Genomic DNA, 17586 nt, shown 5'->3' with positions numbered 1-17586 from the left:
AAAAAAGGCTGGGGAGGCGCGGCCTCCCCAGACCCCTCGGTCTATCGCGTCGCCGACGCTGGCACCTCCCTAGCGAAGAACAGCCCCTCCCCCACCCCTCCAKCTGCCTCCGACGCATCCACAACCGCCTGGGTCAGGCTGTCCAAGAGGGCGGGCAAGGCGTCGGGGGTGTCGGCGGCAGCTTCGATAGCGTGGGTCAGGGTGCAAACGCGGGCCGCGCCGAACTGGCCGGCGAGGCCGCGCAGGGCGTGGGCGCGGCGGCGGATATCCAGGGGATCGGCGGCGGCCACGGCCTGGGCCAAGGCGTCGCGATGGGTGGTCATCCCGGCCTGGGCTTGGTGGACGAGGGAAGCCAGGGCCGTGGCATCAAGGCGGTTGGCCAGGGCCTGAAGGCGGCTGGGGTCGAAGACCGGATCCTCGGGCGTCACGGGCGCGGCGGGTGGTGGCGGCGCGGCCTCGCGGGTGGTCAGGCGCTCGATCACGGTGTTCAGCGAGGCTCAGGCAGGCGGCGCAGAACGCGGGCGGCTTCCATGCCGTCCATTTCCGGCATTTGCAGGTCCATGAGCACGAGGTCGAAGGGCGGCTCGGCGGCGGTGGCGAGGGCGACACCTTCGTAGCCGTTGCCGGCGCCGACGACGTGGTGGCCGCCGCGTTCCAGCACGGTAATTATCAACTGCCGATTGATTTCATTATCCTCAACCAGCAAAATACGCCGCCCTGGCCCGACCGCGCCGGGAAGGTCGGGACCCCCGCGGGGCTCCAGGGTAATGACCCGGGCCGGGTCGCCTTCGCGCAGGGCGACATGGACGGTAAACCGGGAGCCGCGCCCGGGATCGCTTTCCACGGTGATGGAGCCGCCCATCATGTCGAGCAAGCGCTTGCAGATGGTAAGCCCGAGGCCGGTGCCGCCGAAGCGCCGGGTGGTGGAGATGTCGGCTTGGGTGAAGGGATTGAACAGGCGGGCGCGCTGGACGGCGTCCATGCCGACTCCGGTGTCGCTGACGGCGATGGTCAAGCCGATGCGGCCGTCGGCGCGGCGGTCGCACTCGACGACGACCGAGACCTCGCCGGCCTCGGTAAACTTGACGGCATTGCCGACCAGATTGAACAAGATCTGGCGCAGGCGGGCCGGATCGCCGCACAGGGCCTCGGGCAGGTCGGGGGACAGGTGAGCCGACAAGGTGAGCCCCCCCTCGACGGCGCGGGCCAGGAACACGCCGACCACATCCTCAATCACATCAGCCGGCCGGAACTCGACGCACTCCAGCACCATCTGCCCGGCCTCGATCTTGGAAAAGTCCAGCACATCGTCGAGTACGCCCAGCAAAGTGCGGGCCGAGCGTTTGAGGGTGCGCAGGAAGCGGCGCTGTTCCTCGGTGAGATCGGAAGCCAGCAACAGGTCGCCCATGCCGAGGATCCCGGTCATGGGGGTGCGGATTTCGTGGCTCATCATGGCCAGGAACTGGGACTTGGCGAGGTTGGCGGCCTCGGCCTGAGCCTTGGCGGCCTGGAGGGCCTCTTCGTAGCGGCGCATTTCGGTGATGTCGGAATGGGTGCCGACCATGCGCACCGGGCGGTCATCGGCATCGCGCAGGGCCATGCCGCGATCGAGGATCCAGACATAGTGCCCCTGGGCATGGCGCAGGCGCACCACCGTGCGATACTGGAGGGTCAGGCCCTCCAGATGGTCGCGCCGGGCCTTGCGCACCCGGGCGCGGTCGTCGGGATGGATGCGCGCCGCCCAGCGGGCTGGATCCTCGCCCAAGGTGTCCTCGTCCAGCCCCAGGATCTCGCGCGAGCGGGGGGAGAGGTAGAGGCGGTCCAGGCGCAGGTCCCAATCCCAAATGCCATCATTGGTGCCGCGCATGGCGAGGTCGAAGCGCTCCTGGACCCGGAGGATTTCCTGGCGCGAGGTTTCCAAGCTGGTGGCGAGATCGGCCATTTCGCGGGCTTGCAGGGCGAGCTTTTCGTTGGCATCGCGCAAGGCCTGCTCGCGCTGGCGGGACTGGGTGATGTCCATGCAAGCGCCGCGATAGCCCACCCAGTGACCATGGGTATCAAGCACCGGCACCCCGGAGAGGAGTTGCCAGGAATCCCCGCCTTCGGGCAAGGGAACGCGAAAGGCCACGTCGGCGAAGCGCACACTCTTGTCGGCCAAATCGCGCAGCAAGGGCTCGACGCGCAGCCGGTCTTCGGGATGAATCAGGCTGAACAAGGAGCGCCCCAGCACCTCCTCGACGGCCAAGCCCAACTGGTCGGGAGCGCGGCCGGTGATAAAGGTGAAGCGAAAGAAGGCATCGACCTCGTAAATCAGCTCGCCCACCGAATCGGTCACATCACGCAGGCGCAGTTCCGAACGACGCAAGGCCTCCTCGGCGGCGCGACGGCGGGTGACGTCGCGCACCATGATCAACACGCCCGGCCGCCCGCCGAAGTCGAAGGGCATGCCGCGCAACTCGGCCTGAAAAGGCGCCTGGGTGGCATGGTTGCGATGGACGGATTCGGTGGCCAGTTCGCCGATATCGATGATCGCCTCCAGGAATGAGGCCAGATCGCCGCGCCCTTTCTGGTCGAGCCAGTTGACCAGGGGCTGTCCCAACATGTCGGAGGGATCGACGCCATACAAGGCGAAGGCGGCCTTGTTGGCATCGATGATCCGGCCCTGGGGATCGAGCACGAACAAGCCATCGCCGACGCTTTCGAAAATGGCACGGTAGCGGCGTTCGCTGCGCCGCAGGGCCTGCTCGGCCCGCTTGCGGCCGGTCACATCGCGAAAGAACCAGGCGTAGCCCCAGATGTCGCCCGCCTCGTCGGTCAGGCGACGCACGACCCGTTCAAGCACGCGGGTGTCGCGCAGCCTGATCTCGCTGCCGTCGTCCAGGGGCGTGCTGGCCGAGAGAAAAACGACGGCCTCGGCGCGAAACGCCTCGGGATCGACCAGCAAGGGGGTCATGGCGGCGCACACACTCTCGAGGGTGGCCCCGGCCCGCGCCCCTTCGGACAGGCGCCACATCTCCATAAACCGCCGGTTCCACGACAGCACGCGCCCCTCGTCATCGGTGACCATGACGCCATCGGGGGAGTTGTCCTGCTGCACGGTGAGCAGGGCATTTTGCAAGGTCAGGCGGTTTTCGGCCTCGCGCCGGTGACGGAGCTGACGCAGCATCTGCACGGTCAGCCACGTGCCTCCCCCCAAGAGCAGCACCAAAATGCCCCCGGTCACGACGGTGGTGTGCAGCCACCCGGCCAGGGCCTCGCGGGTATCGACCGTGACGATCACAATCAGGGGATAGGCGGGCACCCGACGCTCGGTCACGATGCGCGAGACGCCGTCGAGGGGAGAGGCACGCAGCTGGGTCATCTTGGTCACGACCACCCCAAACCGCCGGGTGACTTCGGACGAAAACTCGCCGATCACCGAGGGAAACGGGGGCTGGCGGACCATGACCATCCCGTCGGCGTGCAGCAACACGGCGGTGGCCAACGGCGTTTCGAGAACGGTTTGCACCAAGGCGGACACGCGGGCCTGATCAACCAGCACCACCATGGCGCCGCGCACCACGCCTCGGGCATCAAGGATGGCCTGCCCCACGGCAAACATCCATTGCTGGCCGTAGGGTTCCCAAACGAAAAGCGGGGTCACGGTGGCCCGGGGCAAATCGCGCGCGCCCAGCAGACGCTCGATCTCCGGCAGGGGCGGCAGGGCCTCGACCGGGGCAAGGCCGGTCCAGGCGACCACTCGGCCCCGGGTATCCACCATCACAACATCGGAGATCAGCGGGTGATTTTCGCGCAAATGGCGCATGGCGTGGCGCAGGCTGACATCGGTCACCGGATCGACAACGGGCGCCATGATGTCGATCAAGTCGGCCACCCCCCCGCCCAACTCATCCATGACCTTGCTGGTCAAGGTGGCGTAGGTCAGGGAGAAGCCCTCGGTCAACGCGCGGGCCCGCGAGAGGGCATCATCGCGCATGTCGAAGACCCAAGCGCCGGTCAGCCCCAGGATGACCAGGGCCAGGGCCAGGGCGGACAAGACCACGACCCTGGCCGCCGGATCGGTTTTTCTGTCCTTGTCCGGCCGGTCGTCCCTCACCCTGGCGCCCTCCAGACGGTCGCGCTCACCCCCGTCCACCCTTTATCGAGGGGTGTGGTGGGGAGGGCGCGCCTCCCCACCACACCTCTTTTCCTGTTCTAGGGCAGAGTCCGTGTCCCCGGATCGTCAGACGGCGCTTCCGGCTTGGCGTCATCGCTGTCGGCGTCCTCTAGATCCTCCAACACCTCGTCTGCGGCCTCCTCATCCTCGCTGGGCGGCAGGTCATGGGCAGGCAGATCGAAGAAGGCGAACTGAGGCTTGCCCTCCTCGATGCCCACCTTGACCCGGCCGCCCTTGACCAGACGGCCGAACAGAAGCTCCTCGGCCAGAGGCTTCTTCAGGGTTTCTTGGATCAGACGGGCCAGGGGACGGGCGCCCATGCGACGATCGTAGCCCTTTTCGGCCAACCACTGGCGAGCCTTGTCGGTGAGCTCGATGGTCACGTTGCGATCGGCCAGCAAGGCCTCCAACTCCATGACGAACTTGTCCACCACCCGGCCGACCACCTCGGTCGAGAGGCTGGAGAAGGGGATGACGGCATCCAGGCGGTTGCGGAACTCGGGCGAGAACGAACGCTCGATTTCCTCCAGATCGTCACCCTCGCGCACGTCGCGGGCAAAGCCCATGACATTGCGGGCCAAGGCCTGGGCGCCGGCGTTGGTGGTCATGATCAAGATGACGTTACGGAAGTCGATGGTCTTGCCGTTGTGGTCGGTCAGCTTGCCGTGATCCATGACCTGCAACAAAATGTTGAACAGGTCCGGGTGGGCCTTCTCGATCTCGTCGAGCAGCAACACGCAATGGGGCTGCTGGTCCACGGCATCGGTGAGCAGGCCGCCTTGATCGAAGCCCACATAGCCCGGGGGCGCGCCAATGAGACGGGAGATGGAGTGACGCTCCATGTACTCGCTCATGTCGAAGCGGATCAGATCGATGCCCAAGATCTTGGCCAACTGGCGCGCAACCTCGGTCTTGCCAACGCCGGTGGGACCGCTGAACAGGTAGTTGCCAATCGGCTTGTCGGGCTCACGCAAGCCGGCGCGGGCCAACTTGATGGCGGTGGCCAGGGCCTCAATGGCCTTGTCCTGGCCGAAGACCAGGGTTTTCAGGTCGCGCTCCAGCGACTTCAGGACCATCTGATCGTCGCGCGACACCGACTTGGCGGGGATGCGGGCGATCTTGGCCACAACCTCCTCAATGTCACGCACCGTCACGGTCTTGCGCCGACGGTTTTCGGGCAGGAGCATGCGGGCCGCGCCCACTTCGTCGATCACATCAATGGCCTTATCGGGCAACTTGCGGTCGTGGATATGCTTGGCCGCCAGTTCAACCGCCGCCCGCACCGCGCCGGCGGTGTAGCGAACCTTGTGGTGATCTTCGTAGTAGGACTTGATGCCGCGCAGGATGCGCACCGCATCCTCGACGCTGGGCTCGTAGACGTCGATCTTCTGGAAGCGGCGGACCAGGGCGCGGTCCTTCTCGAAGTGCGAGCGGAACTCCTTGTAGGTGGTGGAGCCCACGCAACGCAAGGTGCCCTGGGCCAGAACCGGCTTGAGCAGGTTGGAGGCGTCCATGGATCCGCCCGAGGTGGCACCGGCCCCGATCACCGTGTGGATCTCGTCGATGAACAAGACGGCACCGGGGGTGGCTTCCAACTCGCCGATGACGGCCTTCAAGCGCTCCTCGAAGTCGCCGCGATAGCGGGTCCCGGCCAGCAAGGAGCCCATGTCGAGGGAGAAGATCACGGCATCGAACAAGACCTCGGGCACTTCCTTGTGCACGATGCGCCGGGCCAAGCCCTCGACGATGGCCGTCTTGCCCACGCCGGGATCACCGACCAACAGGGGGTTGTTCTTGTTGCGCCGGCACAGGATCTGGATGGTGCGCTCGACCTCGGCGTCGCGCCCGATCAACGGGTCGATGCGGCCTTCGCGGGCCTTGTCATTGAGGTTGACGCAGTAGCTGGAGAGGGCTTCGGCGCCCTTTTTGGCGGCGGCCTCGACTTTGATTTCGTCGTCGGCGCCGCGCGGAATCCGGGGTTGCCCCTGGCCCGGCGCCTTGGCGATGCCATGGCTGATGAAGTTGACCGCGTCGAGACGGGTCATATCTTGCATCTGAAGATAATAAACCGCGTGACTTTCGCGTTCGCTGAACAGCGCCACCAGGATGTTCGCCCCCGTCACCTGATCGCGCCCCGAGGATTGAACATGGATGGCGGCGCGCTGGACGACACGCTGGAAGCCTGCCGTTGGCTTGGGGTCGCCCTCAATGGAGGGACTAATCAGGCCGGTCAGTTCGTTGTTGAGGAAGTCCTCCAACTGACCGCGCAGGCGCTCGGTATCGACCGAGCACGCCTTGAGGACGGTGGTAGCCTCCTGATCATCGACCAGAGCCAGCAACAGATGCTCCAGTGTGGCGTATTCGTGCCGACGCTGCGAAGCAAGGGCGAGGGCCCGGTGGAGTGTCTGTTCAAGATTGCGAGACAGCATGCCCGCTCCTTTCCTTTCGGCCCGTCATCCAGTGCGTGGGGCTTACGCCGCCCCACCGCATGGCCTGGAAGCTCTCGGTCGGTCGCCTGGGTCTTGATGACTTGATCTTTGGCCGCGCTCACTCCTTTTCAAGCGTGCACTGCAAAGGATGTTGGGAGCGCCGTGCCAAGTCCATAACCTGACCGACCTTGGTCTCCGCAACTTCATAGGTGTAAACCCCACACAAACCAACGCCCTTGTGGTGGACGTTAAGCATGATGGTGGTGGCTTCCTCGTTGCTTTTCCCAAAAAAGCGCTCAAGGACATGCACGACGAACTCCATGGGAGTATAGTCGTCGTTGAGCATGAGGACCTTGTACATGGACGGCTTTCGGGTCTTGGGCTTGACCTTGACCACGACGCCCGTTCCCGGCTGACGTCCGTTGTCGTTGTCGTCGTCCCCCTCCGGTCCAAGATGGGGAGCCGTGCTGTTTGTCGTCTGGATCATTGTTGGCTCGGCTTCCTGCTGTGCCAGGGTTGGCTTTGCCATCATATTGGTAAATTCCGCTCGCAATAAAGGGCCAATCACGCGCCCGGGCTCCAGAGGGCCCTCGCTTCAGAGAAGACTGGGGAGGCTTGCCTCCCCAGACCTCTCGGTCCCTCTGGACAGAGGCCCAGGTCCTGGCGGGCGTTCAAACGCGCCCGGCGTGGAAAGGGCTCCAGACTTCCTTCACGGTGGCGCCGACAAGGTCCCAGACGGCGGCCCCTGTTTCAAAGGTGCGATCGACCATCGAGGTCAGCGACGCCAGATGAACGTCAAGCGCGGCCTCGGGCGTCGTGCAGGCCAGCAGATCCTTATTGTAGGTCAGGGCCACGTCGGCCAGATCACCGAAATAGGCCACGGTGCGGGCCGACACCCCGTGTCCGCCTTGCACCAGCACGATGGCCGAGGCCGAAAATGCCTCAATGACCTCATGCGCCTCGGGGAACGCCGGCTCCTCTTCCACCACCTCGGCCGTGAAGACCGTCACAACCGGCTCCGGGGCAGGCTCCGGGGCGACCCATACCGCCTCGGGGACGGCTTCCAGCGCACCACCAGACGGGGGCAGGTCTTCCACGACGGGCGGCTCCTCAAGGTCAGGCGCCTCCACCTCGACGGACACGGCGACGGATCCCTCCACGGGCACGGCGACGGCGTGATCCTCCAAGACCTCCACAGGCTCTTCCTGCGGCGCAGGAGTAGCGGGAGCGGCGCTCACCGCGGCTTCGGGAGCCTGAGCGGCGTGCGGCCGGGAACGAGACGCGGCCTTGGGGGCCGCCTTGCGGGGGGTGGACATGGGCGAAGCTCCTCAAGGGATCCACAGGGACGCCCCGGTGGCGCCCCGGTCTGACCAAGGACCGGACAGGGGCCCCGGCTCAGGCGCCCCTTCCGCTCATATTGCATTGCAGCAAAGGAACTATGCGGCGCCCCCAAGCGGGTGTCAACCGGGATTGCCCAGGGCTGGCAGATCGCGGATCCCGGTGGGGCCCACCCGCAAACGGAACTGGAACTGGCGGCGGCGTTCTTCCTCAAAACTCCGACGCTCGGCCCGACTATACACCGGCCACGGCCCGGCCGGGGGATAGGCCTCCAGCAAGACCGTGGGGAAGGTCAGCGCGGCATAGCGTGCCTCGCCCCGCGCCCAGGCATTGAACACCACCCGCCCGGCCAGACACCCCGAGACCCCCCAATAATGGTCGGCGGAATCGAGCTCAAGACCAGCCGGCGGCGGTTGGTCCAGGCCATCGCGAGCCAACGCCTTGGTCAGCGCCTCCCACGCCTCGGGCGCCAGGGCAACCGTGGTCGCCGCCCCGCGCCAGGGATCGAGCAACGATCCCAGGCCCTCGACGGGCACGGCGGACAGATCGGCCTCCCCAGGAATGATCCGGATGGCCAACCAGCGCCCCTCAGCTCCATTGCGAGCTTCGTAGATGCGAACATGTTCGCTATAAACACCATTGAACACAAGGCGCAGGGTCTCGGGGGCGCCGGGGCGGCAGGCGGCACGCAGATCGTCTCCATTCAGATACGAGAACCACGTCGCCTTACGCACCAGAGGATTGCCAATGTCGCCCCCGGCGGCGCAGCCCCCGAGTCCCAGCGCCACCGCGACCAGAGCAAGCGCCCAGGACCGACCAGATCGCCGCATCAGTGCTTTTCCTTTCCTCTTTGCCCAGTACGAGCAGAGCCTGGAATGTTCATCAAATTATGGAACAAAACGTTGAACAGGGTTGACTAAAATGATTTTTTCCGCACTGCCCACCTGGATTTTCCGTGGACAAGCCCCCAGGGCACGCCCTACCCTCGCCTCTGGCCATGTGCCGCTTTCCCCCCGCAGCCTTATGGGGTCGCGATGTCTTACCTCTCCCGTCCCCTTTCGTCGATCCCTTCCCTGTCGCTTGGGCGTTTGAAACACGCCCGCCGACTGGTTCTGGCGGCGGCCCTGACCTTGCTCACCCTCCTGGCTATTCCCGAAGCCCGGGCCGGTTATTCGGCCCTGGTGGTGGACGCCGCCTCGGGACGGGTCCTCTACGCCCGCAACCCGGACACCCGGAACTACCCGGCCTCCCTGACCAAGATGATGACCTTGTATCTTTTGTTCGAGGCCATTGATCAGGGCAAGATGTCCTTGTCGTCCAGGTTCCCTGTCTCGCCGCGCGCCGCTGCCCAGCCGCCGTCCAAGCTCGGCATGGGCGTAGGCACCACCTTGACCGCCGACCAGTGCATCCGCGCCCTGGTCACGCGCTCGGCCAATGATGTGGCCGTGGTGGTCGCCGAAGCCCTGGCCGGCTCCGAGTCGGCCTTTGCCGCGCGCATGACCGCCAAGGCCCGAGCCCTGGGCATGACGAACACCACGTTTCGCAATGCTTCCGGCCTGCCCAACCCGGGCCAGACCTCCTCGGCCCGCGACATGGTCATGCTCGGCCTCGCCCTGCTGCGTCACCACCCCAAGTATTATCACTATTTTGGGATCACCTCGTTTCGGTTCGGCGAGCGCACCATCACCACCCATAACCACGTCTTGCAGCGCTATCCCGGGGCCGATGGCCTCAAGACCGGCTATATCGCGGCCTCTGGTTTTAACGTGGTCTCCTCGGCCGTGCGCAACGGCAATCGCCTGATGGCCGCCGTCTTCGGCGGCCGCACCGCCTTGGAACGTGACACCCACATGATCTCCCTGCTCGACCAGGGTTTCGCCGAGTTGAACCGCCCGGGCCGGGCCGAGGCCCCGGTGGTCGCCATGGTCTCCCCCAAGCGGGCCGGCGCTGTCCCGATGGGCTCCGCCGACGACGCCCCCGCCCCCGGCACCAAGCCACAAAAGGCCGACAAAAAAGCCCCCAAGGCACTCAAACCCGCCGCCAAGCCGCAAAAGACTGACAAGCGCCCGTCGGCGGCCGAAATCGCCGCAGCTCCGCCGCCGCCCTTCACCGCCCCGCCCCCCTCGGCCAAGGGCCAACAGGTGGCCATGGTCACTCCGCCGGCGCCCCCCCGTTCCCAAACCGGCCCCACCCCCGGCAGCGGAACTTGGGGAATCCAGGTCGGGGCCTACGGCTCCTCCGATGCCGCGAGCGCCTCGGCCAACGACGCCCGGGCTTTCCTCAAGGGCAGCCTCAAACGAACCCTGACCCCCGCCGTGCTTCCCCACACCGCCGCCTCCGGCCCCGTCTATCGCGCCCGCGTGATGGGCTTGAGCACGCAAAACGAGGCCAAAGCCGCCTGCAAGGCCATGTCTCGCGCCAACCGCTCCTGCCTTGTGGTCTTGCCCTCCGGGGCGAGCATGGTTCCTCGTTAAAGTCCTGCCCCCCCCGAACGAGGGGTCTGGGGAGGTGCGCCTCCCCAGACTTTTTCTGTCCTCTGTGAGCCGGGCTCACCCCCTCCATCCAAAGCCCCGGCGATCCACGCCCACGGCCAAGGCCGCACTCAGAAGGATCCACGCCTGCCAAGCCTCGTAACTGGCCAAGGTCAGGGACAGACCGGCGACCACGCCACCAACCCGCACGGCCGTGCTCCAGGAGCGCTCGCGGGATCCGGTCTTGGCCCGGGCGCCGAGGACCAGCAGCCCCGCGCACACCAAGGCCACGCCCACGCCCCCGGTTTCAAGCCAAAGCTGCAAGGGCATGTTGTGGGGATGGATGGGGAGACGCTCAAGGGTCACCTCCTGCCAGCCCACGCCGGGCAGCACCACGGCCACCGTCTCCTTCGCCCCGCGAAAGGCGCGCGCCGCCCCCAGCCCCCAGCCAAAAACCGGATGCTCGGCAATGCGGGCCGCAACAAACTGCCAGATGACCATCCGGTGTTGCAGGGAAAACCCCATCATCGGCGCCAGGGCGCGGAAGGTGGCATCGCTCAGAACAGCCTGGATCGCCCAGGGCATCGCGACAACCACCGGGACGAAGCCCCACAAAACCGCGCGCAGCACCAAGGCCGGTCGGGCCAGGGCCCAAGCGAGGCCAGCCCCCCCGGCCCCAAGGATCAGGGCCAGTTTGGAGGCCTCGGAATCGCCCAGCATGACCGCCGCCGTCACCCCCCCGGCGACGGCCAGGGTCAGACGCGGCTGGCCCTGCTGCAACAAGCCGGCCAGCAGGGGCGCCAGCAGCAAAACCCACACCGACAAGGCGGCGTTGAACGGAACCAAGGACTCCCAGCCCAGCGCCCACGCTGCAAACACCACGCCTGCCCCCGCATTTTTTGTTTTTTTATCCCACCACCTCCCGCCCCGCCCCCCCACCGCCCTGTCGGGTGTCGCACAATTGTCGGGATGGCGACAATGCGGACCCGGTTTTTTACCGGTCGCGCCCCAGCCCGGCGAGCCAAACCCGGGCCTCGGCCTCGGTCGCCACCACCGGCACGGCGGGACGCGGCGGCCGACGCTGCAAGATCACCCGCACCCCCAGCGCCCGTGCCGCCGCCAGCTTGGCATCGGTGGCGCTGCCGCCGCTGTTCTTGCACACGAGGGTGTCAATCGCCCGCTCGCGCAACAGGGCGGTTTCGCCCTCCAGGGTGAAGGGCCCCCGGGCCAACAGCACCTCGCAGCGGGCAAAGGGCGGCAGCGGGTCGGGGGGAGTCCACCGAGCGGATCAGGAACCAGGGCCGCTCCAGGCGGGCAAACGCCAAAAAGCTCCTGGCGCCCCAGGGCGAGCAGCACCCGCTGGGCGCCGCCCTCGTCGAGCCGGCGCACCGCCTCGTCCCAGTCGTCCACCTGATCCCAGCGGTCGCCGGGGCCGGGCGTCCAGGCCGGTCGGTCGAGGCGCAGCAGGGGAACCCCGGCCGCTTGACAGGCAGCGGCGGCGTTCCAGCCCATGCGCCGGGCAAAGGGGTGGGTGGCATCAATAACCGCGCCAATGCCCTCGGCCCGCAGATAGGCCTCCAGGCCGGCCGGTCCGCCGAAGCCACCGACACGCCATTCCCCGGCCGGTTGCCGGGGCGAGGTGGTGCGGCCGGCCAGCGAGGAAATGACCCGCCCGCCCTCGGCGACCAGGGCGTCGGCCAGGGCGTAGGCCTCGGTGGTCCCCCCCAGGATCAGAACAGGCGGCCGTCGGGTCGAAGGGCCGGGGGATCTATCGTTCATGACGTCGTTCCAAAACCGAGCGGAGCAAGGCCGCGAGACGGAAGGGGGCGTGGCGGAACTTGCCCAGTGCCAGGGTCAGGAACAGGCCGACCACGCTGCCCAGGTGAAAGGCCAGCAACAAGCCCATCGCCCCGGTTTCGCGGGCCAGCAGCAAGGCCAGCCCGCTTCCTGCCACAGCGATCAGCAATCCCAGGAAGGCCGTGTCGTCGCGCAGGGTCTCGAGCGCTGTGGGCCGGGGATCCGCCCCTTTTTTGCGCCACAGCAGCCCTAGCGCCCCGACCAGGATCAAAACCCCGCCGGCCGTGCCCGACACAACCGGCAGACTGAACCAGTGATAGGGCGCCACCCAGCCGAACAGGTGGTGGAAGGCGCTGGCCGAGGCGGTGGAGAGCAGGCACAGCCCGACGCCGGCGACCAGGATCTGGTGCAAGCGCCGACGGCTGCCTGAGGCGGTGGCGTCGTGATCGGGGCAGCCCGGGCCGCCGCCCTTGAGGCTGGGCAAGGTGAAGGCCTCGACCACGGCCACCGGCAGCGCCTTGAGCCGGGGGCCCCGGACCCGCCCCCCAATGGCCCGCCAGAACCGCAGCGCCGAGGCCAGCAGCGGCAAGGTCCCGAACGCAAGAGCGGTCACGCCAAGGGCGGTCATCTTGTCGAGGGGGATAATGCGGTAAAAGGCCCCGGGGCCCTGGTGGGTCTCATACAAAATTTCGGGCGGCACGCTGATCCAGGTCATCAGCGGCACCCCCACCACGCACAGCAAGGCGATCAGCACGGCCATGACGCCGCCTTGACCGTCGCGCGTGCCGCAGGCTCCGGGCGGAAAGGCATAAACCCGGTAGGCCCGCTGGCGCACCCGGGCCATCAGGGCCGGGATGTTGATGGCAAAGACATGCGGGGGCGCATACTGGCAGGCATACCAGCACGAGCGGCAGTTATGGCAGAGCACCGCCAGATAATAGAGGTCCACGTCGTGCAAGGACGGGCAGCGCCGGGCCGAGCGAAAGGTCTCGCAATAGCCGGTGCAATACGCGCACACGTTACACAAGGTCAGGGCGCGCCGGGCCTCGGTCAGCAGGGGGTCCTCGGGCCGGGGCGGCGGCGGCGCGGCGGCGCGGCGGTCGTGGCGGCGCGATACGGAAGACGCGCTACGGTGGGGATCAGAAGAGGGGGACATGACTTGCGGCCTCCCGTCCGGCAATGCGACCAAACACGGCCGCGATGGTCAGGGCCACCCCCGAGACATAGCCACTGCCCAGCAGGGCCGGCCCCATGCTCATGCCAGCGGCATAAAGGGTTTGGCAGGAAAAACCATCGGCGCGCAGCACCCGGGCCCGCTCGTCCACCACGAGGCCGTGGCCGGTGAAGGTGATGCCGGGGCCAAAGGGAATGGCGTAAAAACGGCGGTTGGGTCAACGGCAGGGCCGGGGCGGTGCGCGGCGGGGTGAGCCGGCGCCAGGATACCCCCGTCCCCTCGCTCAAGGCTTGATTATACTGCCGCACCGTTTCCACCAAGGTACCGGCCTCTATGCCAAAGCGCCCGGCCAGGGCCGGCAGGGTCGGCGCCTCTACCGGGGGAAACACCGGGGGCAGCAGCGCCGCCTTGCCGCGGGCATCAAGAATGACATAGGCCCGCTGCCCCGGCAGGGCGGCGACCCGATGGCCCCAGGTGCCATAGCGGGTCGAGGCCAGATCTTCGCCCTCGTCGAAAAACCGCCGCCCGCCCGGGGTCACGGCAATGCCTAGGTGCAGGCCATCCAAGCGGGTGACAATGCCGCCATCGGCCTCGGGCGAGCGGGCGTCCACCGCCACCAAATGGCCGCTCCCCGGCTCGCCGGCCTGGGCCGCGCCCTGCTCGAACAACGAGCGCAGCAAGGTGCCGCGGGCAAAGGGGGTGCCGCGCACGATCAGGCGCTCGGCGGTGGCGCCCCAGCTTTCACGCATCCAGGCGCGGTTGGCCTGATAGCCGCCGGTGCATAGGATGGTGGCAAGGGGCGACAACTCCATGACCCGACCCAAAACGCGCACGCGCGCCGCGCCGCTCAGGTCCACGGCCACCCCCTCGGCCTCGTACAAAAAGCGCACGCCCAGGCGCTCGGCGGTGGTGTAAAGCGCCAGCATCATGGCGGTCCCGCCGCCCAGTAAGAAGACGGTCTTGCGCGACCACGGCAAGGTGCCATCCTCGGGGTTTTTGGAACACCACGCCTTGTTGTGCCAGCCACTCCGGCAGGTCGGCGGCGTGGTGGGCCAGGATGTCGATGAGAATGGGGTCGCCCGCCCCGCCCGAGACCCGCTCCAAGTCGGTGCGCAGGGCGGCTTCGTCGTAGCGGCCGGGGCTGAGGGGGGTTGGCACGCTGTGGGGCACCCGGATGTTGCGGGCGTGGCGGGCATTGCCGCCGCGCATCCAGCGCGGGGCCGGATCGACGACCAGAACCGAAGCCCCGGCCCGCCGGGCGGCGATGGCGGCGCACACCCCGGCCATGCCGCCGCCCAACACCAAGATATCGTGTCGGTCATCCGGCAGGGGCAGGGGGCCGGGCAGCAGGATCGAGGGAAAGCTCAAGCGGGGCATGGGGGCCTTTCCAACCGTCGCGGGGACCGGGGCGGCATTGAACGGGAAAGCCGGGGCTGGGAACAAGTTTTTTCGGGCGCGTTCCCAGGGCAATCGGGGGAACGAGTCGTCTAAGGCCGAAGACGCTCAAAAAAAGGCCGGGACGGCTTGGCTTCTCATGAAACCAAGGGGACTGGGGAGGCCGAGCCGGCCCAGCCTTTTTTTGAGCCGATGGTCACGCTCTCCTTCACCCGACAGCCCGGGGGGCAGTGCCGCACGGGGTGTGGCGCAAGGGCAGGGTGAAGGTAAAGGTCGAGCCCCGTCCGGGCCCGTCGGAGGCGGCCTCCAAGGTGCCGCTGTGGCCTTCCAGGATGCGGCGGCATACGGCAAGGCCGATGCCAAAGCCCTCGGGGCCGTCCCCCAGCCCCCCGGTTCCAGGGTTAAGGCGGCCGAACACCCGAAACAACGTGTCCTTTTCCTCGGGTGCGAAACCAAGGCCGTTGTCTTGGAGGCTCACGCTCCACCTCCCCTCGCCAACGGTGCTGGTCAGGGTAAGGACGGGGGCCGTGTTGGGGCAACGGTATTTCAAGGCGTTGCCGATCAGGTTTTGGAACACCCGCACCAGTTCGTCGCGGCGCACACAGGTCCTCGGCCAGGGGCCGATGGTGGTGACGCTGGCCCGGGTTTCCTCGATCACGGGGCGCAGGAAATGCTGGGCCTCGTCCACCAAGGCCCGGGTATCCACCACGAGGCAGGCGGCCCCGCCGCGCCCCACGCGGGAATAATCGAGCAAGGACAGGAGCATCTGGTCCATGCGCACGGCACCGTCCAGGATATAGCCGAGAAACTCCTCCTCCTCGCCGTTCATCCGCCCGGTCAACCGGCGCTCCAGAAGGCCGGCGTAGCTGGCGATCATGCGCAGGGGCTGGCGCAGGTCATGGGAGATGGCGAGGGCGAATTGCTCCAGGTCGGCGTTGGAACGCAGGAGCTCGACCCGGCTGCGCTGAGCGGCTTCTTCGGCCTGCTTGCGCTCGGTGATATCAAGATGGGTGCCGGCCATGCGCAAGGGGCGGCCCTCGGCGGTTTGTTCGATCACCTTGCCCCGGTCCAGCACCCACACCCAGCCCCCGGCGCGATGGCGCAGGCGGTATTCGCATTCGTAGCGGGGGGTTTGCCCTTTGAGGTGCTGGTTGAGAACGTCAAGGACGCGGGGCCGGTCTTCGGGGTGCACCCGCTCCTCCCAGGTGGCGAGGGTGATGGGCTTGAGATCCAGCAAGGTCTCGCCCACCATGGCCGCCCACAGGGAGTTGAAGGCACAGGCGCCGCTGTCGATCTCCCATTCCCACGTCGCGACCTGGGTGCCCTCGATGATGTTTTCCAGGCGGCGGCGCTCGGCTTCCAGCGCCTCGACCAAGGAGCGTTGGCGGGAGATGTCGTGGATGGCCACGAGAAGGAAGGTCCGCCCCCTTTCGTGCAGGACCTCTTTGGTCATTTCGCCCATCAAGACGCCGCCGCCGGGGCTGGACAAGACGACTTCCTTGTGCCGGATGTCCTCACCCCCCAGGAGATCGCGCACGAAGCTGTCGCGCGCCTCGGGGGAGGCGAACAGACCGATCTCGACCGACGTGCGACCGATCACCGCGTCGCGCGTCTGTCCCAGGGCTTTCAGGGCGGCGGTATTGATATCAAGGATGCGTCCCGTTCCAGGATCGGTGAGCAGCATCAAGGTGTCGCTGGTGCGAAAGATCGTCTCGAACGGCTCGGGGCTGCCGGCGCCCGCTCCAGGGGCCCCGTCCAGGGCAGGGGACGCCCGTTTTCTTTGTCCCCGGTTCATCGGGCCACTCCTCTTCCCAGGGAGCCTGTCTGCGCACCACGGGGGAGGCGAGCGTGCCCAGACGCAGGTGTTTTGGGAGAAAGGCGCTTGCCGGGTTGGTCGCAAGAGTGGCGGGGGAAGCGCGGCTGCCCCCGAGCCCTCAGGCCAAGAAAAGACAAAAAAGCGCAGGGAAACGCCTTTCCTCTGAGCAGGATATACCTGTTCGGTCAATAAGTCGCCAGATCCTCAATCAGACCGGCGAGGGTATGGGTCAGCAAGGCAAGGTCGGCGGGGCGCGACAGGCGGTGGGTCCCGTCTTTGACTAGGGTCACGCGCACGTCCTCCGAGGTGAGTCTCTCCTGCACCCGCAACGCGGTTTGCCAGGGCACGGAGGCGTCGCGCATCCCTTGCAGCAAGTGCACGGATCCCTTGAAATCAATCGGTGAGCGCAGCACAAGGTTTCGGCGTCCATCCTCGAACAGGAGGCGGGTCAGGGGGAGGGGTGGCGTGTCGGGATCCTCTCGTTCCAGACTGACGCCCTCGCACTCGATCCGCTGGCGCGATTCGGCCGTGAGGGCGGGCCAGATCAGATCCTCGGTAAAATCGGGCGCGGCGTTGATCCCCAGAAGCCCCGCCACCCGTCCGGGGCGGGCAAGCGCGGTCAGCAGCATCAACCAGCCCCCCATTGAGGAGCCCACGAGAACCTGCGGCCCCTCGGTCAGAATGTCGAGGACGCGGGCGGTGTCAGAGGCCCACAGGCCGATGGTGCCCTCCTCAAAGCGTCCCGAGGACTGACCATGGCCTCGCTGGTCAAAACGCAGGCACGCCCGCCCCGTGGCTTGGCACCACGCCTCGACCGCCAGGGCCTTGTCGCCGCCCATGTCGGAGTGAAACCCATGCAAGAAAACCACGCCCGGCCCCCGGCCCGGGGTCAGGTGATAGGCAAGGGTTGCGCCGTCCGGCAAGGTTAGTATGCTGGGCGGGATTTGTGCCTGATCAGTGGGCATAGACGTCCTCTTTTCCGGTCGGCAGTTGACAGTGAACAGCGAAGG

At 67.1% G+C, this 17586-nt stretch carries 14 protein-coding genes and 1 pseudogene; 1 reads left to right on the top strand and 14 read right to left on the bottom strand.

Features of this window, described 5'->3' with window-relative positions:
* Positions 1 to 41: 41 nt before the first annotated feature.
* The 6 genes from RSPPHO_RS17745 to RSPPHO_RS08245 all read right to left on the bottom strand — a co-directional run bounded on the left by RSPPHO_RS17745 (position 42) and on the right by RSPPHO_RS08245 (position 8753).
* Positions 42 to 482 (bottom strand): Hpt domain-containing protein, encoded by a 441-nt coding sequence (locus RSPPHO_RS17745; protein WP_051013763.1) that lies wholly within the window; start codon positions 480 to 482, stop codon positions 42 to 44.
* A 5-nt stretch (positions 483 to 487) separates the two neighbouring features.
* On the bottom strand, positions 488 to 4096 hold the full coding sequence (locus RSPPHO_RS17740) for a PAS domain S-box protein (protein WP_157879143.1): 3609 nt from the start codon (positions 4094 to 4096) through the stop codon (positions 488 to 490).
* A 98-nt stretch (positions 4097 to 4194) separates the two neighbouring features.
* A complete protein-coding gene (clpA, locus tag RSPPHO_RS08260) occupies positions 4195 to 6585 on the bottom strand; it encodes an ATP-dependent Clp protease ATP-binding subunit ClpA (protein ID WP_014414810.1) in 2391 nt (796 codons plus the stop codon).
* A gap of 118 nt (positions 6586 to 6703) precedes the next feature.
* Positions 6704 to 7072 carry an ATP-dependent Clp protease adapter ClpS gene (clpS, locus tag RSPPHO_RS08255; RefSeq protein WP_041794765.1) on the bottom strand — a complete coding sequence of 123 codons (369 nt, stop codon included), beginning with the start codon at positions 7070 to 7072 and terminating at the stop codon, positions 6704 to 6706.
* Positions 7073 to 7256: 184 nt separating this feature from the next.
* A complete protein-coding gene (locus tag RSPPHO_RS08250; protein WP_014414808.1) occupies positions 7257 to 7901 on the bottom strand; it encodes a hypothetical protein in 645 nt (214 codons plus the stop codon).
* A 144-nt stretch (positions 7902 to 8045) separates the two neighbouring features.
* On the bottom strand, positions 8046 to 8753 hold the full coding sequence (locus tag RSPPHO_RS08245) for a hypothetical protein (protein WP_014414807.1): 708 nt from the start codon (positions 8751 to 8753) through the stop codon (positions 8046 to 8048).
* 204 nt (positions 8754 to 8957) lie between these two features.
* On the opposite strand from RSPPHO_RS08245, the gene RSPPHO_RS08240 reads away from it, so the two are divergent.
* Positions 8958 to 10397 carry a D-alanyl-D-alanine carboxypeptidase gene (locus RSPPHO_RS08240; RefSeq protein ID WP_014414806.1) on the top strand — a complete coding sequence of 480 codons (1440 nt, stop codon included), beginning with the start codon at positions 8958 to 8960 and terminating at the stop codon, positions 10395 to 10397.
* Between the two features lie 75 nt (positions 10398 to 10472).
* Here the strand turns inward: RSPPHO_RS08240 and RSPPHO_RS08235 are convergent, their stop codons facing one another.
* The 8 genes and pseudogenes from RSPPHO_RS08235 to RSPPHO_RS08210 form a co-directional block, all read right to left on the bottom strand.
* The gene (locus RSPPHO_RS08235) at positions 10473 to 11276 is read right to left on the bottom strand and encodes an O-antigen ligase family protein (protein WP_014414805.1); all 804 of its coding nucleotides are present in this window, start codon (positions 11274 to 11276) and stop codon (positions 10473 to 10475) included.
* Between the two features lie 112 nt (positions 11277 to 11388).
* A complete protein-coding gene (locus RSPPHO_RS21505) occupies positions 11389 to 11631 on the bottom strand; it encodes a precorrin-6A/cobalt-precorrin-6A reductase (RefSeq protein ID WP_014414804.1) in 243 nt (80 codons plus the stop codon).
* Between the two features lie 149 nt (positions 11632 to 11780).
* Positions 11781 to 12173, bottom strand: a pseudogene (locus RSPPHO_RS21500) (precorrin-6A/cobalt-precorrin-6A reductase); the annotation flags it as partial.
* Positions 12163 to 13347: a tricarballylate utilization 4Fe-4S protein TcuB gene (gene tcuB / locus RSPPHO_RS08225; protein ID WP_081581688.1), complete on the bottom strand. Its 1185-nt coding sequence runs from the start codon at positions 13345 to 13347 to the stop codon at positions 12163 to 12165. The pseudogene RSPPHO_RS21500 and the gene tcuB, both read right to left, overlap by 11 nt.
* Positions 13331 to 13516 carry a hypothetical protein gene (locus RSPPHO_RS20520; protein WP_051013762.1) on the bottom strand — a complete coding sequence of 62 codons (186 nt, stop codon included), beginning with the start codon at positions 13514 to 13516 and terminating at the stop codon, positions 13331 to 13333. The genes tcuB and RSPPHO_RS20520 overlap by 17 nt, the downstream gene beginning before the upstream one ends.
* 590 nt (positions 13517 to 14106) lie before the next feature.
* Complete coding sequence (locus tag RSPPHO_RS20515) at positions 14107 to 14742, bottom strand: FAD-dependent oxidoreductase (RefSeq protein WP_051013761.1); 636 nt, start codon at positions 14740 to 14742, stop codon at positions 14107 to 14109.
* Positions 14743 to 14968: 226 nt separating this feature from the next.
* Entirely contained in the window at positions 14969 to 16555 is a 1587-nt protein-coding gene (locus tag RSPPHO_RS17725; RefSeq protein ID WP_051013760.1) for a sensor histidine kinase, read from the bottom strand.
* Positions 16556 to 16761: 206 nt separating this feature from the next.
* Positions 16762 to 17541: an alpha/beta fold hydrolase gene (locus RSPPHO_RS08210; protein ID WP_041796914.1), complete on the bottom strand. Its 780-nt coding sequence runs from the start codon at positions 17539 to 17541 to the stop codon at positions 16762 to 16764.
* Positions 17542 to 17586 lie beyond the last annotated feature (45 nt).

Origin of the sequence: Pararhodospirillum photometricum DSM 122 (assembly GCF_000284415.1) — a bacterium.
GTDB classification, from domain to species: domain Bacteria; phylum Pseudomonadota; class Alphaproteobacteria; order Rhodospirillales; family Rhodospirillaceae; genus Pararhodospirillum; species Pararhodospirillum photometricum.
This window is presented reverse-complemented; position numbering and strand designations above follow the sequence as displayed.

Bases quoted from the DNA above. Each gene is read 5' to 3' on its own strand.
- RSPPHO_RS08240 (WP_014414806.1), top strand. From the start codon at position 8,958: ATGTCTTACCTCTCCCGTCCCCTTTCGTCGATCCCTTCCCTGTCGCTT.
- tcuB (WP_081581688.1), bottom strand. From the start codon at position 13,347: ATGTCCCCCTCTTCTGATCCCCACCGTAGCGCGTCTTCCGTATCGCGC.
- RSPPHO_RS08245 (WP_014414807.1), bottom strand. From the start codon at position 8,753: ATGCGGCGATCTGGTCGGTCCTGGGCGCTTGCTCTGGTCGCGGTGGCG.
- RSPPHO_RS08250 (WP_014414808.1), bottom strand. From the start codon at position 7,901: ATGTCCACCCCCCGCAAGGCGGCCCCCAAGGCCGCGTCTCGTTCCCGG.
- RSPPHO_RS17725 (WP_051013760.1), bottom strand. From the start codon at position 16,555: ATGAACCGGGGACAAAGAAAACGGGCGTCCCCTGCCCTGGACGGGGCC.
- clpS (WP_041794765.1), bottom strand. From the start codon at position 7,072: ATGATCCAGACGACAAACAGCACGGCTCCCCATCTTGGACCGGAGGGG.
- clpA (WP_014414810.1), bottom strand. From the start codon at position 6,585: ATGCTGTCTCGCAATCTTGAACAGACACTCCACCGGGCCCTCGCCCTT.
- RSPPHO_RS20515 (WP_051013761.1), bottom strand. From the start codon at position 14,742: ATGCCCCGCTTGAGCTTTCCCTCGATCCTGCTGCCCGGCCCCCTGCCC.
- RSPPHO_RS08210 (WP_041796914.1), bottom strand. From the start codon at position 17,541: ATGCCCACTGATCAGGCACAAATCCCGCCCAGCATACTAACCTTGCCG.